This window comes from Streptomyces sp. JH34, assembly GCF_029428875.1.
GTDB lineage: Bacteria > Actinomycetota > Actinomycetes > Streptomycetales > Streptomycetaceae > Streptomyces.
Genome location: NZ_JAJSOO010000001.1, coordinates 5,038,057 through 5,059,863, shown reverse-complemented (window position 1 = coordinate 5,059,863; position 21,807 = coordinate 5,038,057). Strand labels below are relative to the sequence as shown.

General features: G+C 69.6%; 19 protein-coding genes and 2 tRNA genes. 3 read left to right on the top strand and 18 right to left on the bottom strand.

What is annotated here, in order from left to right; all coding sequences use genetic code 11:
• Positions 1 to 324: 324 nt before the first annotated feature.
• From LWJ43_RS22565 to leuS, 3 genes are all read right to left on the bottom strand, one after another.
• Positions 325 to 1,170 carry a DegV family protein gene (locus LWJ43_RS22565; protein WP_277334029.1) on the bottom strand — a complete coding sequence of 282 codons (846 nt, stop codon included), beginning with the start codon at positions 1,168 to 1,170 and terminating at the stop codon, positions 325 to 327.
• A gap of 180 nt (positions 1,171 to 1,350) precedes the next feature.
• The gene (locus LWJ43_RS22560) at positions 1,351 to 2,049 is read right to left on the bottom strand and encodes a hypothetical protein (RefSeq protein ID WP_277334028.1); all 699 of its coding nucleotides are present in this window, start codon (positions 2,047 to 2,049) and stop codon (positions 1,351 to 1,353) included.
• A gap of 242 nt (positions 2,050 to 2,291) precedes the next feature.
• Positions 2,292 to 5,165, bottom strand: a complete 2,874-nt coding sequence (gene leuS, locus LWJ43_RS22555) for a leucine--tRNA ligase (RefSeq protein WP_277334027.1) — start codon at positions 5,163 to 5,165, stop codon at positions 2,292 to 2,294.
• A 499-nt stretch (positions 5,166 to 5,664) separates the two neighbouring features.
• On the opposite strand from leuS, the gene LWJ43_RS22550 reads away from it, so the two are divergent.
• Positions 5,665 to 6,042, top strand: coding sequence for a hypothetical protein (locus LWJ43_RS22550; RefSeq protein ID WP_277334026.1), 378 nt, complete (start codon positions 5,665 to 5,667; stop codon positions 6,040 to 6,042).
• 619 nt (positions 6,043 to 6,661) lie between these two features.
• Here LWJ43_RS22550 and LWJ43_RS22545 read toward each other — a convergent pair.
• The 9 genes from LWJ43_RS22545 to LWJ43_RS22505 form a co-directional block, all read right to left on the bottom strand.
• Positions 6,662 to 6,734, bottom strand: a tRNA-Ala gene (locus LWJ43_RS22545).
• Between the two features lie 158 nt (positions 6,735 to 6,892).
• Positions 6,893 to 7,126, bottom strand: a complete 234-nt coding sequence (locus LWJ43_RS22540; RefSeq protein ID WP_014156331.1) for a hypothetical protein — start codon at positions 7,124 to 7,126, stop codon at positions 6,893 to 6,895.
• A gap of 439 nt (positions 7,127 to 7,565) precedes the next feature.
• Positions 7,566 to 7,638 (bottom strand) — tRNA-Ala (locus LWJ43_RS22535).
• A gap of 116 nt (positions 7,639 to 7,754) precedes the next feature.
• Positions 7,755 to 8,408 carry a histidine phosphatase family protein gene (locus tag LWJ43_RS22530; protein WP_277335965.1) on the bottom strand — a complete coding sequence of 218 codons (654 nt, stop codon included), beginning with the start codon at positions 8,406 to 8,408 and terminating at the stop codon, positions 7,755 to 7,757.
• Positions 8,405 to 8,836 carry a ribosome silencing factor gene (gene rsfS / locus LWJ43_RS22525; RefSeq protein ID WP_006124372.1) on the bottom strand — a complete coding sequence of 144 codons (432 nt, stop codon included), beginning with the start codon at positions 8,834 to 8,836 and terminating at the stop codon, positions 8,405 to 8,407. Before rsfS ends, LWJ43_RS22530 begins: the two co-directional genes overlap by 4 nt.
• 60 nt (positions 8,837 to 8,896) lie before the next feature.
• Positions 8,897 to 10,654, bottom strand: a complete 1,758-nt coding sequence (locus tag LWJ43_RS22520) for an LCP family protein (RefSeq protein ID WP_277334025.1) — start codon at positions 10,652 to 10,654, stop codon at positions 8,897 to 8,899.
• A 19-nt stretch (positions 10,655 to 10,673) separates the two neighbouring features.
• Positions 10,674 to 11,291 (bottom strand): nicotinate-nucleotide adenylyltransferase, encoded by a 618-nt coding sequence (gene nadD, locus LWJ43_RS22515; RefSeq protein ID WP_277334024.1) that lies wholly within the window; start codon positions 11,289 to 11,291, stop codon positions 10,674 to 10,676.
• 38 nt (positions 11,292 to 11,329) lie between these two features.
• On the bottom strand, positions 11,330 to 11,491 hold the full coding sequence (locus LWJ43_RS22510) for a hypothetical protein (protein WP_014156327.1): 162 nt from the start codon (positions 11,489 to 11,491) through the stop codon (positions 11,330 to 11,332).
• 84 nt (positions 11,492 to 11,575) lie between these two features.
• Positions 11,576 to 11,728: a hypothetical protein gene (locus LWJ43_RS22505; RefSeq protein ID WP_277334023.1), complete on the bottom strand. Its 153-nt coding sequence runs from the start codon at positions 11,726 to 11,728 to the stop codon at positions 11,576 to 11,578.
• A 110-nt stretch (positions 11,729 to 11,838) separates the two neighbouring features.
• Between LWJ43_RS22505 and LWJ43_RS22500 the strand changes: the two genes are divergently transcribed.
• On the top strand, positions 11,839 to 12,981 hold the full coding sequence (locus tag LWJ43_RS22500) for a M48 family metallopeptidase (protein ID WP_277334022.1): 1,143 nt from the start codon (positions 11,839 to 11,841) through the stop codon (positions 12,979 to 12,981).
• On the opposite strand, the gene LWJ43_RS22495 is transcribed toward LWJ43_RS22500, so the two are convergent.
• From LWJ43_RS22495 to proB, 5 genes are all read right to left on the bottom strand, one after another.
• On the bottom strand, positions 12,914 to 14,032 hold the full coding sequence (locus tag LWJ43_RS22495; protein ID WP_277334021.1) for an SCO2583 family membrane protein: 1,119 nt from the start codon (positions 14,030 to 14,032) through the stop codon (positions 12,914 to 12,916). The two genes, LWJ43_RS22500 and LWJ43_RS22495, sit on opposite strands and share 68 nt — an antisense overlap.
• A gap of 552 nt (positions 14,033 to 14,584) precedes the next feature.
• Positions 14,585 to 15,184 carry an SCO2584 family spore wall biosynthesis protein gene (locus LWJ43_RS22490; protein ID WP_277334020.1) on the bottom strand — a complete coding sequence of 200 codons (600 nt, stop codon included), beginning with the start codon at positions 15,182 to 15,184 and terminating at the stop codon, positions 14,585 to 14,587.
• 92 nt (positions 15,185 to 15,276) lie between these two features.
• The gene (locus LWJ43_RS22485; protein WP_277334019.1) at positions 15,277 to 16,560 is read right to left on the bottom strand and encodes a glutamate-5-semialdehyde dehydrogenase; all 1,284 of its coding nucleotides are present in this window, start codon (positions 16,558 to 16,560) and stop codon (positions 15,277 to 15,279) included.
• A 244-nt stretch (positions 16,561 to 16,804) separates the two neighbouring features.
• Positions 16,805 to 17,290, bottom strand: a complete 486-nt coding sequence (locus LWJ43_RS22480) for a hypothetical protein (protein ID WP_277334018.1) — start codon at positions 17,288 to 17,290, stop codon at positions 16,805 to 16,807.
• Positions 17,291 to 17,421: 131 nt separating this feature from the next.
• Positions 17,422 to 18,540, bottom strand: a complete 1,119-nt coding sequence (gene proB, locus LWJ43_RS22475) for a glutamate 5-kinase (RefSeq protein WP_277335964.1) — start codon at positions 18,538 to 18,540, stop codon at positions 17,422 to 17,424.
• 297 nt (positions 18,541 to 18,837) lie between these two features.
• Between proB and LWJ43_RS22470 the strand changes: the two genes are divergently transcribed.
• Positions 18,838 to 20,262 (top strand): polysaccharide pyruvyl transferase family protein, encoded by a 1,425-nt coding sequence (locus LWJ43_RS22470; protein ID WP_277334017.1) that lies wholly within the window; start codon positions 18,838 to 18,840, stop codon positions 20,260 to 20,262.
• A 119-nt stretch (positions 20,263 to 20,381) separates the two neighbouring features.
• Here LWJ43_RS22470 and LWJ43_RS22465 read toward each other — a convergent pair whose 3' ends face one another.
• Positions 20,382 to 21,605 carry a glycosyltransferase family 2 protein gene (locus tag LWJ43_RS22465; protein WP_277334016.1) on the bottom strand — a complete coding sequence of 408 codons (1,224 nt, stop codon included), beginning with the start codon at positions 21,603 to 21,605 and terminating at the stop codon, positions 20,382 to 20,384.
• Between the last annotated feature and the right edge of the window lie 202 nt (positions 21,606 to 21,807).

Below are 21,807 nucleotides of genomic sequence, written 5' to 3'. Positions count from 1 at the left end.
GACGCCGGGCCTGAATCGGGCTCGCCCCGCCGGACCTGCTCCCCGGGGCACACGGTGCGCGGCCCGAGGCGCGGCCGCGTGCAGGATCGCGTGCCGGGGTGGGTCCATGGCCGCATGCGCGGGCAGATCCGGGAGCCGGTGCGAGACCGGGCCCACGGCGCCACCGCCGAGGCCTTGCAGGTCGGTGGTGCGACCGGGCGGGGAAAGTCGTCGGAAGGTCATGGCTCAGACGCTAGACACATCCGAGAAAATCCGTCGGGACGCACCAATTACGGTGGATAACTCACGAGTTGTGGATAACTGCGTCACCCGACGAGGTGAAGGTCAGCGGGGCGCGACGACCACTCCCAGCAGTCCGGGACCGGTGTGCGCCCCGATCACCGCACCGACTTCGCTCACATGCAGGTCGACGAGCCCAGGAATTCGTCCCCGCAGCCGTTCCGCCAGCCGCTCGGCGCCCTCCGGAGCGGCCAGGTGGTGGACGGCGATGTCCACGGCACCCGCGCCGGCCTTCGCGGCGACGATCTCCTCGAGTCGTGCGATCGCCTTGGACGCGGTCCGCACCTTCTCCAGCATCTCGATGCGGCCGTCCTCGAGGCGGAGCAGTGGCTTGACGGCCAGGGCCGATCCCAGCAACGCCTGCGCGGCGCCGATGCGCCCGCCTCTGCGCAGGTAGTCCAGCGTGTCCACGTAGAAGAAGGCCGACGTGCCGGCCGCCCGCTTGTCGGCCGCTGCGACCGCCTCGTCCAGACCGCCGCCCGCCTCGCCCGCTTCCGCGGCGGCAAGGGCGCAGAACCCCAGGGCCATGGCGACCATGCCGGTATCCACCACCCGCACCGGGATGGCCGCCTCCTTCGCCGCGAGCACGGCGGCGTCGTACGTGCCGGAGAGTTCTGAGGACAGGTGGAGGGAGACGATGCCTGTGGCCCCCGTCTCCGCCACGGCTCGGTACGTGGCGGCGAAGACGTCCGGGCTGGGCCGTGACGTGGTCACGGATCGGCGCTTCTGCAGGGCTAGCGCCAGCGACCGGGCCGAGATCTCGGTGCCTTCCTCCAGTGCCTGATCGCCCAGGACGACGGTGAGCGGCACCGCGGTGATGCCGTGCCGTTCCATCGTCTGGGGCGGCAGGTAGGCCGTTGAATCGGTGACGATCGCGACATGGCGGGACATGAGCCGGAGGTTACCTTCCGGAGCGCGAACACGGCAGCCCGGGACCGGCCTACTGATCATTTGCGGTCCGTCCGGCACCTGCCCGCGACCTGCCTCAGACGTTTCCAAGCTGTTCGGAACGCGTTCGCACACGTCTCGTCGCCGCCGCGCCGAGGGTTCGCGGACCGAGTCCCGTCGGCGTCAGTTCGTCGTCTCGGGCTTGGCGGACTTCTGCCACGGATAGCCCGTGCGCAGCCGGGGATCCGGAGGGGTGAGCGACGGTGGCGGCGTCCGTTCGTCCGCCGATGCGGTCCAGTCGTGCCCAGCCGCGTCATCCCGGGGCGTCGCCGGCTCCTCGGTCGTCCAGTGCCGCAGGGCCCCGGCCTCCAGGTCGATCTGCGCGCCGAGCGCGGCCAGATCGTCGTCGGCGAACCGCCTTGCCCGGTCACGGGCGGCCCAGCGCAGCGATTCCGCCGCGTGCGTGATGCGCTCCGTGCGCTCCTTGAGGCCCGGCAGCAGTGTGGCCACCGTCGCACGGTCCGGCTCGCGTTCCAGCCGTTTGAGGTCGTTGTCGAGCTCACGTCCGTGTGCGCTCAGACGCTGGAAGAGGCCCAGCGACTCCGAGAGGGAGGCATCCTCCGTCGCCCCGGCGTTCAGCGCGTCCTGCGTGGCCCGCATAGAGGTACGCAGTGCGAGCCTCAGCTGGGCGAGCTCCCCCGGCACACCCGGCTGGCCGTAGCTCTTGGCCCGCAACGTGGTGTCCTCCACCGAGCGGCGCGCCTGCGTGATGGTCCGGTCCACACCACGCTTGGCCGCGCGCACCGTCTTCACACCGGCGTACACACCGAGCGCCATGAACGCCACGAACAGCAGCGTCAGGATCAGGATCACGGCTTCCATGAACGCCCCTAGGTCGTCGAATCGGCTGCCCGCGTGCGGTCGCCCCTTCTACCGTAAACGGAACGGGCAGGCCGAGGGTTCCACCGGAACCCCCAACCTGCCCGTAGGGGAAAGCCCTGGCACGCTTGCCGGCCTGTCAGTCCGCCCGCGGCCCGTGACGCTCGGCCGGTCCCGGCAGGTGTGCGTGTCGGCACCGGCTGTCCGATGCCGTCACGCTTCGACGGCCGACCGTCGTGGCGCCGTCAGGCGGGGACGATGTTGACCAGCTTCGGCGCCCGCACGATCACCTTGCGGATCCCGGCCCCGCCCAGCGCGGCGACGACGTTCTCGTCGGCCAGGGCCAGTGTCTCCAGCTCCTCGTCCGTGATGGAAGGGGAGACCTCTAGGCGTGCTTTGACCTTGCCCTTGATCTGCACCACGCAGGTCACCGTCTCGTCCACGACGTAGGCCGGGTCGGCGACCGGGAAGTCCTGGTGCACGACGGACTCGCTGTGGCCCAGTCGGCGCCACAGCTCCTCCGCCACGTGCGGCGCCAGGGGCGCCGCCAGCAGCACCAGCCGCTCGGCGACCGAACGCGACAGCGGACCGCCCGCCTTCGTCAGGTGGTTGTTCAGCTCGGTGATCTTGGCGATGGCGGTGTTGAAGCGCATCCCCACCATGTCCTGGCCCACACCGTCGATGGCCTTGTGCAGCGCCCGCAGCGTGTCCTCACCGGGTTCCGTGTCCACGACGGTGACCTCACCGGTCTCCTCGTCGACGACATTGCGCCACAGCCGCTGCAGCAGCCGGAACTGGCCGACCACGGCCCGGGTGTCCCAAGGGCGCGAGACGTCCAGAGGGCCCATGGCCATCTCGTACAGCCGCAGGGTGTCCGCCCCGTACTCGCCGCAGATCTCGTCGGGTGTGACGGCGTTCTTCAGGGACTTGCCCATCTTGCCCAGGACGCGACTGACCTTCTCGCCCGCGTGGTAGTAGGCCCCGTCGCGCTCCTCGACCTCGGCCGCCGGGACTGCGATACCGCGGCTGTCGCGGTAGACGAAGGCCTGGATCATGCCCTGGTTGTACAGCTTGTGGAACGGCTCGGCCGACGAGATGTGCCCCAGGTCGTGCAGCACCTTGGACCAGAAACGCGCGTACAGCAGGTGCAGGACCGCGTGCTCCGCACCGCCGACGTACAGGTCGACGCCACCGGTGGGCTGTCCTTCGCGGGGCCCCATCCAGTACTGCTCGATCGCGGGGTCGACCAGTCGCTGGTCGTTGTGCGGGTCCAGGTAGCGCAGTTCGTACCAGCAGGAGCCCGCCCAGTTCGGCATGGTGTTGGTCTCGCGGCGGTAACTTCGCAGACCAGCGCCGTCACCCAGGTCCAGGGTGACGTTGACCCAGTCGGCGTTCCGGGACAGCGGGGTCTCGGGCTGGGTGTCGGCGTCCTCCGGGTCGAAGGTCCGCGGCGAGTAGTCCTCGACCTCGGGCAGCTCCAGCGGCAGCATCGACTCGGGCAGCGGGTGGGCGATGCCCTCCTCGTCGTAGACGATGGGGAAGGGCTCGCCCCAGTAGCGCTGGCGGCTGAACAGCCAGTCGCGCAGCCGGAAGTTGACGGTCCCCTCACCGACACCTTGCGCCTGCAGCCACTCCGTGATCTTCGCCTTGGCGTCGACGACACCCAGGCCGTCCAGCGAGATCCCGTCGTTGGTCGAGTTGACCAGCTTCGCCTCGTACGAGGCGAACGCGTCCTCCCACGTCGACGTGTCCAGACCGCGGTCGTCCGACGGCTCGACGACGCAGCGCATCGGCAGCTCGAAGGCGCGCGCGAAGGCGAAGTCGCGCGCGTCGTGCGCCGGTACGGCCATGATCGCGCCGGTGCCGTACCCCATCAGGACGTAGTCGGCGATGAAGACGGGGACCTTCTCGCCGCTGACCGGGTTGGTCGCGTAGGCACCGGTGAAGACGCCGGTCTTGTCCTTGGCCTCGGCCTGCCGCTCGACGTCGGACTTGGCGGCGGCCTGCTTGCGGTACGCGGTGACGGCCTCGGCCGGGTTCGCGTGGCCGCCGGTCCACACCGGGTGGGTGCCCTCGGGCCAGGCGGCGGGGATGATCCGCTCGACCAGCTCGTGTTCGGGCGCCAGCACCATGTAGGTCGCGCCGAACAGGGTGTCCTGACGGGTGGTGAAGACGGTGATGTCTCCCGCACCGTCGACGGGGAAGTCGACGCGCGCGCCCTCGGAACGACCGATCCAGTTGCGCTGCTGCAGCTTGATGGCCTCGGGCCAGTCCAGCCCGTCCAGGTCGTTCAGCAGCCGGTCGGCGTAGGCGGTGATGCGCATGTTCCACTGGCGCAGCTTGGCCTTGAAGACCGGGAAGTTGCCGCGCTCGGAGCGGCCGTCCGCCGTCACTTCCTCGTTGGCCAGCACGGTGCCCAGCCCGGGTGCCCAGTTGACGGGCGCGTCCGAGGCGTACGCCAGGCGGTACTGCCCCAGGATGTCGGCACGGTCGGCGGCGCTCAGCGCGCCCCACTCGCCGCCGCCCGGTACCGGGCGCTCACCGCTCTCGAACTGGGCGACCAGGTCGGCGATCGGGCGGGCCTTGTCGGCCTCGGTGTCGTACCAGGAGTTGAAGATCTGCAGGAAGATCCACTGGGTCCACTTGTAGTACTCCGCGTCGATGGTCGCGAAGGAGCGGCGCTTGTCGTGGCCCAGGCCCAGCCGGCGCAGCTGGACCTTCATGTTCTCCATGTTGGCCTCGGTGGAGGCGCGCGGGTGGGTGCCCGTCTGCACGGCGTACTGCTCCGCCGGCAGACCGAACGCGTCGAAGCCCAGGGTGTGCAGGACGTTGTGCCCGGTCATCCGCTGGTGGCGGGCGTAGACGTCGGTGGCGATGTAGCCCAGCGGGTGGCCGACGTGCAGACCGGCGCCCGAGGGGTACGGGAACATGTCCATGATGAAGCGCTTCGGCTTGGCGGCCAGCCCGGAACCGTCCGCCAGGTCACCGCTCGGGTTGGGCGCCTCGTACGTCCCCTCGGCGTCCCAGAAGTCCTGCCAGCGTGCCTCGATGTCGGCGGCCATCGCTGCCGTGTAGCGGTGCGGCGCGGCCACCTCGGCCGCGGAATTCGTCTCGCTCATGATCCTCAAAGCTCCATCGATCGTCATCTGCCGGCGCCCACGTCTACGGACACGCGTCTGCGGAAACGAAAAATCCCCTCGCACAGGAGGGGACGCCGCGCCAAGTCCGACCAGGCATTCTCACCGGTCGGGAGTGATCAGCGCGGCTCGCTGAGCAGAAGGCGTACGGCACGCATGGCGTCAGGGTACCGCACGGGCCCGGTGCGCGGCCCGGCACACATCCCGTCTCGAGGCCGTAGGAGTCGCGCCACGTGGGCGTCCGACAGGCACACGGTCGGCGCGAATCTTCCACACGACTCACACGCCCCGGCGGTTACTCCGCGTACTGCCTCCTGTCGGGGCAACCGCTCAGACCCGGTACCGGCCGGTAGAGGGCGACCTGGCATGCGGCAACGGGACCGCTTTGCCGAGCCGTTCGGACTCGCCCCCATGAAGCCTCATCGCAGGATCCGTTCCTCCCCCTCCCTGGGCTCAGTCCCGGGTATGAGCCGGGGGCCTGTTGGCCACCGACCGGGTGTTCCACTCGACCCGCCAGCGGCCCGTCTGCCAGGGCATCCATCGAGCAGCCGCCGTCACCTCGCTCGGCTTCCTCCTGCTGCACGGCACCGTGAAGGTCACGCTCGGGCACGTCGGTCCGCTCGGCGCCCTCGTACCGTTCGGCACGGGCGTGAGCGGCACCGCGGGTCTCATCTGCTTCGGCTCACTGGCCGGGCTGCTGATGACCGTCGCCGCGGCCACCGGGGCGATGCGCAGCGCGTTCGCCGCCCCCGGCAGGATCGCGGGCCGCCGGCACGCCCTGCACGCGCTGGCGTACTCCGCGTGGCGCGCCGCCCTGGTGCACGGCCTTCACGCCGGCCCACGACCTGGGTCGTGGTGACGTACATGCTCTGCCTGACCGCGGTGGCCGCCGTGCTCGCCCTGCGCCTGCTGCCCGGTCCGGCCGAACGCCTGCTCACGGAGCTCGTCACCGGTCTGACGGGCCCGGTCGCCCCCCGTCCGCGTCCGATCCGGTCATGCGCGCCTCCGTGCTCCCCGGTACGGAGTCCGTGGCTCCGCCGCCCGGCCGGGGTCTGCCGCCCGACGCGCCCGGCCGGGGCGACGAACCAGGCATACACGGCACCGCGGTCCGCTCTCGGACGCTCACGGCCCCGGGAACGCCCGGAGCCCTTGCGCACGGGACGACGGACCACGCGTCCCCGCCGTCCGGTCGAACGCCTCAGGTGCATCAGCAGTACTCGGCGCCTCCCTACAGGTCCCCGCCGCCGTACGAGCCCCCGCCGCGCGACTCCGAACGGCTCGCCCTTCCGATGCACCTGCGGGCCCGGGCACAGCGCGCAGTACGACGGCGCCCGCGGAACGGCCCGCGCTTGCCAGGTGCCCCGCGCAGGGCCCCTGGGCAGCGGACGCGCCTGACCCGTACACCGCCGAACACGTCGGAGGGTGAGGGACACAACAAGAAGCGGGTCATCCGATCCGGATGACCCGCTTCTTCACTGTGGAGCTAAGGAGAATTGAACTCCTGACCTCCTGCATGCCATGCAGGCGCTCTACCAACTGAGCTATAGCCCCGTACTGTTTGCCGCCCGGTTTCCCTGGCGACATCGAGAACATTACACGCTCCCACCGGCCCATCAAAAATCGTTTCCACTCCGTCCGGATATGACCGGTGCGCGCAGCTCTGACCAGCGGTTGCTCCGATCATGAACAAGCCGACCGGGGGCAGCTCGTCAAGCGGTCGCGAAGGAGTAGAACCGTTTGAGGGTGCAGTGCTCCTCGAGGAGTCGGCCGTAGATGGGCTCCCCTTCGAGCTCCCGGTACGTCTCGATGGGGTCGCCTTTTATGATCAGCGCCCGCGCGCACTCCTCGCACCAGTACTGGAACTCCGTGTTGACCGGATCCATGTCCCTGACGATGGGCGTACCGCTGCCGCACCAGTCACATTTCCGCCTGTGTGCACCCATCCGGTCAGCTCCGAGGGTGGCCGCAGGCCGTGCACGCGTAGGGGCCCTCGCGCGAGGCGCCGAGGAAAAGGGGCGAGAGGGAATCAAGGGTGACGGGACGGTGGGTCGCGATGTACGCGAGGGGCGGACCCGGGACCCGTACGCGGCTCGCAGGCATCGCGCTCCCTCCCGATCGGTCCGTCGCCCCCTCCGGCGCTCCGATTCTGCCATGGCGTCGCGAGGGGGTCAGCCCGACGACCGCCCCGCCGACCGCCTTTGTCGCGAAGGAGGCCCACGGAGTCGGCCCTCGCACCTGCGAAGACAGCGCCGGAACACCCCTACGGCCCTTGTCGTAGGCGGGCCAAGGGAGTTGAGGCGCGACCGGCGCACATGAACCGCCGCGTCGAGAATGGCCGCCAAAAAAAGATCCCGCCCCCTGTCGGGGACGGGATCTTGACTGTGGAGCTAAGGAGAATTGAACTCCTGACCTCCTGCATGCCATGCAGGCGCTCTACCAACTGAGCTATAGCCCCGCTGTCCGCTGTGTTTCCCTGCGTTTCCGCGCTGCGAACAAGAAGAACTTTAGCCTGCGACGAGCCGGAAAGTGAAATCCGGCCCCCGCCGCCCGGAGAGGACCTCCGGGCTCCCGCTAATCGTCGTCCCCGAGCACCGGTTCGGGGAGCGTCCCGGCATTGTGCTCGAGCAGGCGCCAGCCCCGCGCACCCTCGCCCAGCACCGACCAGCAGCAGTTGGAGAGCCCGCCGAGCCCCTCCCAGTGGTGGGACTCGAGCCCGAGCAGACGGCCGATGGTGGTCCGGATGGTGCCACCGTGACTCACGACGACGAGCGTACCGGCGTCGGGCAGTTTGCCGGCGTGCTCCAGCACCACAGGGGCGGCCCGGTCGGCGACCTCGGTCTCGAGCTCGCCACCACCCCTGCGGACGGGCTCACCACGCTTCCACGCGGCGTACTGCTCGCCGTACTGGCCGACGATCTCCTCGTGCGTGAGCCCCTGCCAGGCGCCCGCATACGTCTCACGCAATGCGGAGTCGTGGGCGACGTCGAGGCCGGTGACCGAGCTGAGCTCGGCGGCCGTGGCCGCGGCGCGCCGAAGGTCGGACGCCACGATGGCGTCCGGCTTCAGCGACGCGAGCAGCCGGGCGGCGCGGCGGGCCTGCCCGACGCCGGTCTCGGTCAGCTCGATGTCCGTGGACCCCTGGAAACGGCGCTCCAGATTCCACGCCGTCTGGCCGTGCCGCCAAAGGACGATCTTGCGGCCTCTGCCGCTCCTGCTGCCGTTCAGCTCTGGTCACCTTCCGTGCCGCCGTTGAGCTGGGCGTGCTCCTCGGCCTTGCCCCGGGTCTTGACCGCGTCCTCGGGGAGGGCGATCTCGGGGCAGTCCTTCCACAGGCGCTCGAGCGCGTAGAACACACGCTCCTCGCTGTGCTGGACATGGATCACGATGTCGACGTAGTCGAGAAGGATCCAGCGGGCGTCGCGGTCGCCCTCGCGGCGAACCGGCTTGGCGCCGAGCTCCTTCTGCAGCCGCTCCTCGATCTCGTCGACGATCGACTTGACCTGGCGGTCGTTGGGGGCCGAAGCCAGCAGGAAGGCGTCGGTGATCGACAGCACATCGCTGACGTCGTAGGCGATGATGTCGTGCGCGAGCCGGTCGGCGGCCGCCTGAGCGGCGGCGTTGATGAGCTCGATGGAGCGGTCCGTGGCGGTCACATGCAGGCTTTCGTCGGCGGTCAGATCGACCTCTAGGGTCTCACGGACCGCCGACAGCCCTTACGACGTCTGCCCGGGGATCTTGTAGTCCTGTCCGAGGGCGACGGACACGTCCGCGTTCGCGGCGGGCTCGCCCTTCTTCACCGAGCTCTCCGGCAGCCCCAGGGTCTTGGCGACCTCGACCGCCTTCGCCTTGTCCTCAGCGGCCCCATACACCACCTGGGACGACGTCGCGGTATCCGCCTTGCCACTGTCGACGAAGGCGTAGCCGCCGTTGACGAGCTGGACCCTCGCGGACTCGGTGCCCTTGGTGTTCCCCGTGGCGTTCTTGATGCCGACGCGTACCGCCGCACCCTGTTCCGGGGCCTTCACCTTGCCGCCCAGGACTTCCTTGACCACGCTCGCGGTGGCCTTCTCCGTGAGGGTCCCGTCGTCCTGGACCGGAAGAAGCTCCGTCTTGTAGTCACCCACCTTGGCGTGCCCGGCGAGCTTCGCCAGCGAGGCGCCCAGGTCCTGCTCGGGCAGGGACGGGTCGAGGATCTGGGCGAGCGTCTCGATGGTGACGGTCGCGGCCTTGGGGTCCTCGGACAGCTTGCGCAGCACACTGCGCATGACCTGGCCGAAGCGCATGAGCTGCTTGGCCTCGGGCTCGCCCTCGCCCTGGTAGGTCGCGTACGCGACGGCCATCGGGCCGCTCAGCGTCTGCCCCTCCCCCTTGTCGACGAGCGGCGAGGCGCCCTTCTTGGAGTCGGGCACAGTCGTGTCGGTGTCGACCTCGATGTTGCCGACGAGCTCGACGAGGTTCTCGAGGTACGGCGTGTCGAGACGCCAGGTGCCGCTGATGCTGGTCCCGAGCAGGGTGTCTATCGCCTCACGGGTACCCGTGGACCCGTCGTCGTCGACCGACTTGCCCAGCGTGGTGGTGGACCCGTCGTCCCCTGCCACGGCGAGCGAATTGGGGAGCAGGACCGTGGTGCCCTGCCCGGTGGTGACGTTGTCGACGAGCAGCGCCGTCGAGGTGCCGCCCTTCTTGGTGTTGTGCAGGTGGACGACGATGACGTCGCGCTTCTGCGGGCCCGTCGCCGTGGTGCTCTGCCCGTCGCCGCCCGAGACGCCCGGGATCTTCCCGGCGAACCAGAGGTAGCCCGCTCCACCGACGACCACCAGGGCCACGACGACTATCAGTGCGACCATCCGGTTGTGGCCGCGCCGTCGTGCCTCCTCGCGCCGCTCACTGCGGCTCTCGGTGAATTTCAGCCAGTCGATGACGTCTTCGGAGTCCTCGTCGGGCTCCTCGATGAAGGCGAACTGCTCGGTACCCGGCTCACCGTCGGCACGGCGCTGTCCGGGCACGACCGGCTCGGCCGGTGGCTCGGGTTCACGCCGCTGTTCCGGCACCGGCGGTGACGGCACGGCCGCGGCAGGGGCCTGGGTCGCGGTCCACTGCTGGGTGGAGTCGTCCACGGCGGGCTGCCGGCCGGTGTCGTAGCCGTACGCGCCGTAGTCGTCGCCGTAGCCGTATCCCTGCTGCGTGGGCTGCTGCGGCTGCTGCGTGGGCTGCTGGGTGTGCTGGGCGGCGTACGGGTCGTACTGCTGCTGCGCACCGGCATACGGGTCGTAGCCGTAGCCATAGCCCTGCTGCGACTGGCCGTCCTGTTGCTGGGGCTGTTGGGGCTGCTGCTGGGCGTACGGGTCGTACTGCTGCTGCCCCTGCTGCTGCCCCTGCCCCTGCTGCTGGTAGACCGGCTGCCCGTACTCGTCGTAGCCGATGATCTGCGGCTGCTGGTACGGGTCGTACGGGTTCTGTCGGTCGTTCACAGGTGCCCCTCTGCGTGGCTCATTCGCCGCGGTACAGCTGGCGCTTGTCGATGTAGCGGACGACGCCGTCCGGCACCAGGTACCAGACCGGCTCGCCCTGCGCGACCCTGGCGCGGCAGTCCGTGGACGAGATCGCCAGTGCGGGCACCTCCACGAGCGAGACCCCGCCCTTGGGGAGGCCGTCGTCGGTCAGGAGGTGACCCGGCCGGGTCACACCGATGAAGTGGGAGAGCGAGAACAGTTCCTCGGCGTCCCGCCAGGTCAGGATCTGTGACAGGGCGTCGGCGCCGGTGATGAAGAAGAGGTCCGCGTCGCCGTGGGCGGTGCGCAGGTCCCGCAGCGTGTCGATCGTGTACGTCGGTCCGCCTCGGTCGATGTCGCTGCGGCTGACCGAGAACTGCGGGTTGGACGCCGTCGCGATGACCGTCATCAGATAACGGTCCTCGGCCGGGGACACCTGCTTGTGACTCTTCTGCCAGGGCTGCCCGGTCGGGACGAAGACCACCTCGTCCAGGTGGAAGTGGGCGGCCACTTCACTGGCCGCCACCAGGTGTCCGTGATGGATCGGGTCAAAAGTCCCGCCCATCACGCCCAGGCGGCGCTTGCCGCGGCCGGTAGGCACTTCCTGCTCTCCCATGCGTGCAGACCCTACTGGTACAGCTGTTCGCCCCGGACTCAGCGGTCGCGGTTGAAGCGCGTGGTGATCCACAGCAGGAGCAGCAGGGCGACGAGCGCTCCGCCACCGGTGAGGTACGGGCTGAGGCTTTCGTGGTTACCACCCTGCTCGCCTTCGGAGGCGAGGGTGACCAGCTGGTGCGCGGTGCTCGAGAGGCTCATCTTCTGCAGGACCTATCCATCGGGAATCAGGAGGGAGACGTCGCGCACATCGTATGCGGGCGTCGCGGGCACGCTCACGCCGACTCAGTCGTTGTTGTCGTCGTTGCGGTATCCGCGCAGCAGGATCCAGGCGAGCAGGGCCGCTCCGACGAGTGCGACGAGCAGCACGACGCGAAGCGTGTTGCCCGGTCCCTGGTCCTCGGACACTGCGGCGAGCATGACGGCGGTGTGCGGCATTCCGGGCGCTCCTCAAAGTTATCCACAGCCCCCCGCACACCGTAGCGCCAGCACATACGCTGGCTTTTGTCAGGGGGACGAGCAACGTCTCGTACGAACAGGGGGCATCCATGACCGACACCAGTCACGAGAGCGTGCCGAGCAGGCACCGCAGGCGATTCCCGGACATCTCCTCGCGGGCCTACGAGCATCCGGCGGACCGCTCGGCCCTGGTGGCCCTGCGCAAGCTGAGCGGTTTCGACACCGTGTTCAAGGCGCTCAGCGGCCTGCTTCCCGAGCGCAGCCTGCGGCTGCTCTTCCTGTCGGACTCCGTCCGGGTGAGCGACGCCCAGTTCGCGCATCTCAACGACATGTTGCGGGACGCCTGTTACATCCTGGACCTCGAGAAGGTCCCTTCGATGTACGTGACGCAGAACCCGCAGCCGAACGCCATGTGCATCGGCCTCGACGAGCCGGTCATCGTCGTGACCACCGGGCTGGTGGAGCTGCTCGACGAGGAGGAGATGCGTGCCGTCGTAGGCCACGAGGTGGGCCACGCCCTGTCCGGTCACTCGGTGTACCGCACGATATTGCTGTTCCTCACCAACCTCGCGCTCAAGGTGGCATGGATCCCGCTCGGCAATGTCGCGATCATGGCCATCGTGACCGCGCTGCGCGAGTGGTTCCGCAAGTCCGAACTGTCCGCGGACCGGGCCGGTCTGCTGGTGGGGCAGGATCTGCGTGCATCGATGCGCGGGCTGATGAAGATCGCCGGCGGCAATCATCTCCATGAGATGAATGTGGACGCGTTCCTGGCCCAGGCCGACGAGTACGAGAAGAGCGGTGACCTCCGCGACTCCGTGCTCAAGATTCTCAATGTGCTCCCCCGGACGCATCCGTTCACCACGGTCCGGGCGGCCGAGCTGAAGAAGTGGTCGGAGAGCCGTGACTTCCAGCGCATCATGGACGGCCACTACCCCAAGCGCGACGAGGACAAGGACACCTCGGTGACGGATTCGTTCCGCGAGTCCGCCGCGCACTACGCGGACACGGTCCGCACCAGCAAGGACCCGCTGATGAAGCTCGTCGGCGACATCGCGGGCGGTGCGGGCGACCTCGGAGGCAAGCTCCGGGACAAGTTCACGGGCGCGGGCGGCGGAGCTGCTGGTGGCGGCGCGGGCAAGGGCGACAGGCGCGGCCCGGGCGCTACGGACGGTTCCGAGGGGACGTGGAGGCGTCCGGACCCTGAGGAGGGCCCTGAGTCGGGGACGTGACGGCCAGAGTGCCGCAGAGCGCCGCGGTCGGCACACCCGTGGCGTAGGGGTCGGTGCCCGCGGGGCCGCGGGTGTCCGCGCGTCGGCCCGCGAGCAGTGGGTGCAGGGCTCCCGTGGTCACGGCCGAGCACGACTGCGGGCCGGCCTGGACGTAGGCGCTGCGGACCTCCAGCCGGTGCAGCCGGATGTCCTCCCGGTCGAGCAGGAAACGCAGGACGCGACGCACGGTGAACAGAGAGGCTCCATCGGCCCGGTGGGGGCCGGACACGGCGGGCCGCAGCGCGTACGTGAAGGTGTGGTCGGACGCCACCTCCAGGGTGTCCGGCCCCACCTCCGCGTAGGCGAGGGTGCCGTGGACCCGGATGTCGGGGTCGGCCAGTTCCACTTCGGCCGGGTCGAAGCGCACCAGCCAGCCTGTCGCGCTGTGCTCGCCGTCGGCGGCCGGTGATTCCATGCTCCGGTCGAACTGCGCCGTCTGGTCCGGATCGAGGAGCCGTCCGACCGGCCGGACCACCCCGCCGGTGATCACGTCCGGGTCGAGGGAGGAGTTCACGAGGTAGTCCTTGACCGTGGTGAGGGCCATGGTCACCTGGCTGTCCGAGAAGTTCTCGGTCCGCCGGACCGACGGCAGGTTGATGCCTGAGGCGCCGGTGGCGTGGGCCGCTGCCGGACCGTCGGCAAGGAGCGACTCGGCTGTTCCTCCGGGCACGCGGTCCTCGGGAGCAAGTGGGACCACGGTCGTGCGCAGCGGCTCCGCGCGTCTGGTGACGGGTGTCGGGTAGGGGTTGCGGAAGTTGACGTACATCGCGGTGGCGAATGCGAGCGCGATCAGCACGACGAGAGCGACACCGGCCCGCGACCGGTGCCGGCGGGTGCCGCTGCCGGGGAGCGAGCGTACGGCGCGCGCTTGCCCGCCCATGCGTTCCTGCGCCGAGAACTCCTGGAGCCGGGCAGCGCGGACGAACGCGTCGTCGAAGACGAGGGAGCGGTACTCGTCCTCTCCGCCCGGGTTGTCGGGCGGACCTTCCGGCGGTTCCCCACGGCCTGTCATGGCTTCTCCCGATCTCCGCGCCACCGGCGGAGGCTGGCGCTGGGATCCGCCCTGGGCCGGTCGGCACCGGGCGGACCTGTCCGTCACGGGTTCGACAGCTGGACAAGTGGCTGGCCCTCTCCCCGGAGACGGGGACGGGGAGGAGACATCACAAGGTCGTACCTTCAGATTGGGTCGATCCTCATCAAGGTAAACGCCCCGCAGGTGAGAGCGCAGGTGGAGCGCGGCCGGGAGGGGAACCGGAGCGGAGGGAGGAAGGGGCTTGCCTGCACCCCAGGGACTGCCGGCACGACGGCCGGGGAGGGCAGGGTGGAAGGACGGCCTGGGAGGAGCCGTGCGGAAGCGGGGTCCTGGCTACGCGTTCACCTCAGGCCGGCCGGGCAGGAGCCCGACGGGCTCAAGGGCTCACCTCGCGCTCACGGGCTCCCGCGCTCACAAGCTGACGCGCTGACGGGCTGACGGGCTGACGGCCGTCACGCTCCCGCCCATCCCGGCCGCCCCGCGCACCCCGCCCGTCCCGCCCATCCCGGCCGCCCCGCGCACCCCGGCTGCTCACGGAGTGCGGGGAACGGCGGAAAGGGCGGGGCGTGAGTAGTCGGCCGAGGCGGAAGGAGCCGTGCCTGGCTCGCCGACGCCGCTGGTGGCCGGTGTAGGCACCTGGTCCTGCCGGTTGGCCGCCCCGCCCCGGTACACGGCGCTGAAGGCGAGAGCCACCATCCCGATCCCCATGAGAAGGGCGAGCAGCCAGGCGACCGGCCGGTGCCAGCGGGCCGAACCCCGGTAGGGGCGCAGGGAACCGCCATGACATCCGTACGGGCCGTCGTCGCCCTCGTAAGCGGCTTCCGGGTCATCGGGGTCGCAGGAGCCGCCGAAGCCGCTCTCGTGGCCGTACACGCCGCCGGAGCCGTAGCCGTCGTCGTGGAGATCGTCGTCCAGGGCGCCGCCGCCCGAACGTGCCCTTCGCGCCTCAGCCTCGGCGCGGGCTTGCGCGGCGGCCAGCAGACGCTCGACCGCGGTGGGTTCGTGGATCTCGGCGGACCGGACGAAGTCCTCGTCGAACACCACGGAGGCGAAGTCCTCGTCCGCGCCCCCGCGGTCGTCGTCGGGCTCCCAGCCATCAGGGAACGGCCTGCCCCCCACGTCGTCCGGCACAGCTTCAGCGTAGCCCCGGCGGGGCGATTTGGGCAGGGAGCCCGCAAAGTCGCCCGACCCGCGGATTCGTCCACCCCGCCGGAAAAGTCCCGTTAACGGATGTGGCCGTCGCCGGTGACGATGTACTTCGTGGATGTCAGCTCGGGCAGACCCATCGGCCCTCGGGCGTGCAGCTTCTGCGTGGAGATTCCGATCTCGGCACCGAACCCGAACTGACCTCCGTCCGTGAAGCGGGTGGACGCGTTCACAGCGACCGTCGTGGAATCCACCAACTGGGTGAACCGGCGGGCCGCAGCCTGGGATGTGGTGACGATCGCCTCGGTGTGGCCGGACGACCAGAGGCGGATGTGCGCCACGGCGGACTCCAGGGACTCCACGACCGCGGCGGCGATGTCGTACGAGAGGTACTCGGTCTCCCAGTCCTCGGGCGTCGCCGCCACGACGGTGGCCTTGGAACCCTCGGCGTACGCGAGTACCCGCTCGTCACCGTGCACGGTCACTCCGGCCTCGGCCAGTGCGTCCAGGGCCAGAGGAAGGAAGTCGGCGGCGACGTCCTTGTGGACCAGGAGGGTCTCGGCGGCATTGCACACGCTCGGGCGTTGCGCCTTGGAGTTGACCAGGATCTCGACGGCCATGGCGAGATCGGTCCGCGCGTCCACGTACACGTGGCAGTTGCCGGTACCCGTCTCGATCACGGGGACCGTCGACTCCTCCACCACGGTGCGGATCAGGGAGGCGCCGCCACGCGGGATGAGCACGTCGACGAGGCCGCGTGCCCGCATCAGCTCGCGCACCGAGTCGCGGTTCTCGCCCGGGACGAGCTGCACCGCGTCCGCCGGAAGCCCGGACCCGCCCACGGCGTCGCGGAGCACCCGCACGAGTGCGGTGTTTGAGGCGTACGCCGACGACGACCCACGCAGCAGCACCGCGTTGCCGGACTTGAGGCAGAGCGCGGCGGCGTCGACCGTCACGTTGGGCCGGGCCTCGTAGATGATGCCGACGACTCCGAGCGGCACCCGCACCTGACGCAGGTCGATGCCGTTGGGGAGGGTGGATCCACGGACCACTTCACCGACCGGGTCGGGCAGCGCGGCCACGTCGCGCGCGTCCGCGGCGATCGCGCGGATCCGCTCCGGCGTGAGGGTGAGCCGGTCGACGATCGACTCGCTGGTACCGGCTTCCCGGGCCTTCGCGACGTCCTCGGCATTCGCCTCGACGATCTCGCCGGTGCGCACCTCGAGGGCGTCCGCGATCGCCATCAGGGCGTCGTCCTTCGCCGCGCGCGGGAGTGGCGCGATGTCGTCGGCGGCGGCGCGTGCCCGGTAGGCGGCCTGGGCGACCGGGGACATGTTGTCGTACGGCGAAAGCGTGGTCATGCCCGCAGGGTAGTGCGCATGCTGCGGGCATCCGGCACGTATCCCGTGATGCGAGACAGCCGTACCGGTGCCCGCCCACCCGACTGCCCGCCCACCCCACCGCCCGTCCACCCGGCGAGTCCGGCCCGTCGGGACTGCGCCGTGAGGACGTTCGCGGCCCCGGGCCGGATCACGAACCGGTACCGGGCCGGATCACGAACCGGCCCCGTGCAGGATCAGGAACCGGTCCCCTGCCGGATCCCGGTCAGTACGGGTGCACTCCCACGGGGGCGGCCGGCGGCGGGCCGTAGCCCTCGGCGACACGCAGGTGGTAGGTCTCCCGGTCGATGACCTCCAGGCCGACGATCTCCCAGGGCGGGAGCTGCGCACTGGACCGGTGCTCCCCCCACAGCCGCAGAGCGACCGCCGCGGCGTCATGGAGGTCCCGGGCCTCTTCCCAGTAACGGATCTCAGCGTGGTCGTTGGCATACCGGCTGGTGAGCAGGAAGGGGTGGTCGTGCGCCAGCTGCTCCAGTCCGCGACGGACCTCCTTCAGGGGCGTCTCACCGCCGGAGACGCTGAGGGTGATGTGCCACAGCTTGGAGCGGGTCGGTTCCTCGTCCGTCACCACCGGTTCCTGTTCGATGGTCTGATCGGTGGGTGTACCGACGAAGTCGGATCCCGCCCCGACACTGGTCAGGGCACGGCTGCCCGTTCCGCGGGGCAACGCCCCCGGGCGCGCTCGTCTCACCGGTGGCCTCCTGTGAATGTGTAGCGGTCCCGACCCCTTTTGTGTCCCTGTGACAAAGTTGACCAGCCCGGGGCCGGGCGTGGGGCGGTTTTCGTGAAGGTCTCCGCCCGAAGGCTGGACTTTCAGCCGTTTCAGGGGGTCGTACGGGGCGTGAGGACGACGAGATCGTCCCTGTGTACGACTTCGCGCTCGTAGGCGGGACCGAGTTCACGCGCGAGGTCGCGGGTGGAGCGGCCGAGCAGCTGGGGGATCTCCTTGGCGTCGAAGTTGACCAGCCCGCGGGCGACGGCCCGGCCGGCGGGGTCCCTCAGTTCGACCGGATCCCCCGCGGAGAACTCGCCCTCGACCGCGGAGATCCCGGCCGGCAACAGGGAGGTGCGGCGCTCGACGACGGCGCGCACGGCTCCCTCGTCGAGCGTGAGGGCACCCTGCGGGGTCGAGGCGTGGGCCAGCCAGAGCAGCCGGTCGGCCGAACGGCGCCCGGTGGGGTGGAAGTACGTGCCGGTGTCGCGCCCCGCGAGGGCGTCGGCGACATGGCTCGCCGAGGTGAGGACGACGGGGATACCCGCGGCGGTGGCGATCCGGGCGGCCTCGACCTTGGTGACCATGCCCCCGGTGCCGACGCCCGCCTTCCCCGCACTCCCGATGGTGACGCCTTCCAGGTCCGCCGGTCCGCTCACCTCCGCGATGCGGGATGTGCCCGGCGTGGTCGGGTCCCCGTCGTAGAGACCGTCGACGTCGGACAGGAGTACGAGGAGGTCCGCGTGGACGAGATGTGCGACGAGCGCGGCGAGCCGGTCGTTGTCCCCGAAGCGGATCTCGTCCGTGGCGACGGTGTCGTTCTCGTTGACGACGGGGAACGCGCCCATCTCGAGGAGCTGGTCGAGCGTGCTGTACGCGTTGCGGTAGTGGGCGCGCCGGCTGGTGTCGTCCGAGGTCAGGAGCACCTGTCCGACCCGCACGCCGTAGCGGGCGAAGGACGCGGTGTAGCGGGCGACGAGGAGTCCCTGGCCGACGCTGGCGGCCGCCTGCTGCCGGGCCAGGTCCTTGGGCCGGCGGACGAGACCGAGGGGGGCGAGACCGGCCGCGATGGCGCCGCTGGAGACGAGGACCATCTCGCGCTCCCCGCCGCTCCTGACCTTGGCGAGCGCGTCGACGAGCGCGTCGACCCGGTCGGCGTCGAGACCGCCCGCCGCGGTGGTGAGCGAGGAGGAGCCGACCTTCACGACGATCCTGCGGGCACCGGTCACGCCCGGCCTGCGCTCGGCGCCGTCCCCGGCGGGGTCATGGAGCGCGCCTCCGGGTCCGCCTGCCACGCCTTCGGTTTCCCTTGCCCCTGACACGTACGCCCGTCCCCATCACGTCGAACTGCTCGGCCCTCCTCAATCTACGCGAGGGGCCTGGTGAGCACCGTGCCGTCTCAGCTGTTGTCACCTGACGGCTGCCCCCTGAGCAGACAAACCGAGCCAGGTCACCCTCCGACATGCCCCTGAATGGAGTCATTTACGTAATCTCCACCGGCCATTCATCGGGCTACCCTCTATTACGTGACAGATGAACCGACCCGCCAGAGGCGCATTCTTCTCAGATCGGGCAAAAGCCCCTTCGATGTGGCTTCGCTCGAACAGTCCCTCGACAGAGATGTCTTCGCGACCAACGCGGGCAACCTGATTTTCAGTGATGCCGCGCACAAGCTGCTGACGACTCCGCGGGCAGAGGTCTTCTCGAACGGCATCCGCACGGATCCGTCCGCGGCGGCGCGCATCAACGAGGAGTTCGACGTGTTCGTCGTGCCTCTGGCGAACGCGTTCCGTCCGACCTTCGAGCGGCCCCTGAAGCGTATGACGCAGCTGATCAAGAAGTTGCGCATCCCCGTCGTCGTGCTGGGTGTCGGCGCGCAGGCCGACCTCAAGTACGACGCGGCACGGCTGAAGCCGATGGAGCCGACGGTCAGGGAATTCGTCACGGAGGTGCTCAACCGCAGCGCGTCCATCGGGGTGCGGGGCGAGTTCACCGAGCAGTACCTCAAGAACATGGGATTCCGGGACGTCGAGGTCATCGGCTGCCCCTCGATGTTCATGAACGGCGAGACGTTCCAGCTCGAGAAGAAGTCCGAAGAACTCACCGCGGAATCCCTGATCTCGGTGAACGGTTCGCACAGCGCCGTACGTTCGCACGGCCTGGACGCGATCATCCGCCAGGCCCACGAGCGCTACCCGAATCTGCGGTTCGTCGGGCAGAACCTCCTCGAGGCCCAGCTGCTCCACTGGCGGGAGACCTCGAACCCGATCGGGGCGCAGACCTCGATGCCGACCCATCCGTCCCACCCGATGTACCGCGAGGGCAAGGTCAGGCTCTACGTCGACCCGCTCACGTGGATCGAGGAACTGCGCGCGTTCGACTTCTCGTTCGGCTCGCGCATCCACGGGAACATCGCCGCGCTCCTGGCCGGGGTGCCGAGCACCGTGCTCTGCAGTGACTCCCGGACCCTCGAGCTCTGCCGGTACTTCGGCATCCCCCACCGCAAGATCTCCGAGACGCCGAGCGACATCGACCCGGCGGAGCTGTACGAGGCCGCCGACTTCGGCGAGTTGGTGAACGGCCACAAGGAACGCTTCCTCCGCTTCACCGGCTTCATGGAGAAGAACGGTCTGGAGAACACCTTCCACCACGGCGACAGCGGCAGGGCGTTCGACGCACAGGTGTCCAAGCTCGCCCTTCCTCCCGCCGTCCGCCCGTGGACCGAGAGCGACCCCGACTCGCTGAGCAGCCGCTTCAGCTGGATGCAGAGCCGGATGGCGGAGCTGTCCGCGCAGAACGCCCAGTTGCGCAGCCAGCTCGAGAAGAAGACCGGTCCGGTCAGCATCAAGGTCCAGGCGAGCGACGGTGCGGCCGCGTGGCCGTCCGCCTACCGGCGCGCACGACGCGTGGTGGGGCGCCCGGTCCGTAGGCTGCTGCGCCCCGAGCAGTAGGGGCCGCGTTCGCCTACGCCAGCATGGGAGAACCCGGAGCAACAGGAGGCCCCGGGCGCAGCAGGCCGCCCGAAAGCAACCGGAAGCACCTCCACCGCCGCACCGTGCCCGCCTCGGACCTAGTGGGCGCGGCGCGGCATGCGCAGGCCGGCGGACCTGACCGTCCTGCGCACCTTGCCCGCCGCGCGGCGCAGGAAGGCGGACAGGGACTGGGGTCCTGGCACATCGATACGCTTGCGGCCGATCCACTCGGGCACGGTCAGCTCGTACGCCGACAGGGGCAGCGCCGCGCCCTCACCGAAGTGGGGGTAGACCAGGTACGGCCTGCCGCGAAGTCCCTTGCGGACGACACGGGGTTTCTTCTTGTCCTGCACGAACTGCAGGATGTCCAGGAGCAGGTCGAGCCTGCCCTTGGAGATACAGATCAGCCGGAGCCGCTCGTTGACCTTGAGCCGACGGGCCAGACCGGGTGACCAGTAGGCCTGCAGGATCGGCGCCGCCAGCTCCAGCTTCTTCTTCCGCACCTCGTCGGACTGCCGCAGCAGGGCCGGCCCGAACTGCGGGAGCAGGGTGATGACGAACGGGCGGACCATCAGGATGTCCCGCTTGGGCCCTGGCGGCACGTGCTCGGCGATCAGGGCGGTCAGGGCCCGGGCGGAGTCGAAGCGCAGCACGTAGCTGCCGCTCTTCGTCACGTGCTTGCCGTCGTCCCGGCCGACCAGGTAGTAGCAGGTGTAGTCGGCGACGACGGAGACGCCGTTGCCCCGCAGATACGCCTCCATGGTGAAGAGCGCGTCCTCACCCGTCTTGAGGCTCTCGTCGAAGGTCATCCCGAACCGGACCAGAAGGTCCCGGCGGAACAGCTTCTGGGCGCTCAGGGTGAATTTGATGTTGGAGGAGTAGAGGTCGGCCCGCTCCACCGTCTGCTTCCACATCGACTTCGCGGCACCGCGGTTGACGCCGACGACCTTGCCGAGCACCACATCGGTGCCCGCCCGGTCGCCCATGGAGACCATGCGCTCCAGCGCCTCCTCACCGAAGTAGTCGTCCGCGTCGAGGAAGAAGACGTACCTGCCGCGCGCGAGGCCGATACCGCGATTGCGCGGACCGCTGGGACCACCCGAGTTCTCCTGGCGGACGACACGCATCTCGATGGCGGTCCGCGCCGCGAACTCCTCCAGGTACTCCCCCGTACCGTCGGTCGACCCGTCGTCGATCGCCACGATCTCCATGCGCTCGGCCGGAAGCGTCTGCGCGTCGACAGATTCCAGACAGCGGATCAGATACGGCATCGCCTGGTAGGCGCCGATGATGACGGTCACGTCCGGTGTGCTGCTGCTCATCTCTCCCCGGTTCACGCATATACGTATCAATCAGGAGAAACGATAGAACGACGAGGCATCACGTGCTCTATGCACGGACACGCCGAACGGCCCGTACGTTCCCCTCCCGGAGGAAGAGACGGACGGGCCGTTGCATGGGTTGCGTCGCGAACCGGATGACTTTCGAACAACTGGATGACAGCCGGATTACACCCGGTTGTCA

Coding starts and splice junctions, on each gene's coding strand:
- LWJ43_RS22505 (WP_277334023.1), bottom strand. CDS start 11,728: ATGCCGCACACCGCCGTCATGCTCGCCGCAGTGTCCGAGGACCAGGGA.
- LWJ43_RS22565 (WP_277334029.1), bottom strand. CDS start 1,170: ATGTCCCGCCATGTCGCGATCGTCACCGATTCAACGGCCTACCTGCCG.
- nadD (WP_277334024.1), bottom strand. CDS start 11,291: ATGGGAGAGCAGGAAGTGCCTACCGGCCGCGGCAAGCGCCGCCTGGGC.
- LWJ43_RS22560 (WP_277334028.1), bottom strand. CDS start 2,049: ATGGAAGCCGTGATCCTGATCCTGACGCTGCTGTTCGTGGCGTTCATG.
- LWJ43_RS22465 (WP_277334016.1), bottom strand. CDS start 21,605: ATGAGCAGCAGCACACCGGACGTGACCGTCATCATCGGCGCCTACCAG.
- LWJ43_RS22485 (WP_277334019.1), bottom strand. CDS start 16,560: ATGACCACGCTTTCGCCGTACGACAACATGTCCCCGGTCGCCCAGGCC.
- LWJ43_RS22500 (WP_277334022.1), top strand. CDS start 11,839: ATGACCGACACCAGTCACGAGAGCGTGCCGAGCAGGCACCGCAGGCGA.
- LWJ43_RS22495 (WP_277334021.1), bottom strand. CDS start 14,032: ATGACAGGCCGTGGGGAACCGCCGGAAGGTCCGCCCGACAACCCGGGC.
- leuS (WP_277334027.1), bottom strand. CDS start 5,165: ATGAGCGAGACGAATTCCGCGGCCGAGGTGGCCGCGCCGCACCGCTAC.
- LWJ43_RS22510 (WP_014156327.1), bottom strand. CDS start 11,491: ATGAGCCTCTCGAGCACCGCGCACCAGCTGGTCACCCTCGCCTCCGAA.
- LWJ43_RS22540 (WP_014156331.1), bottom strand. CDS start 7,126: ATGGGTGCACACAGGCGGAAATGTGACTGGTGCGGCAGCGGTACGCCC.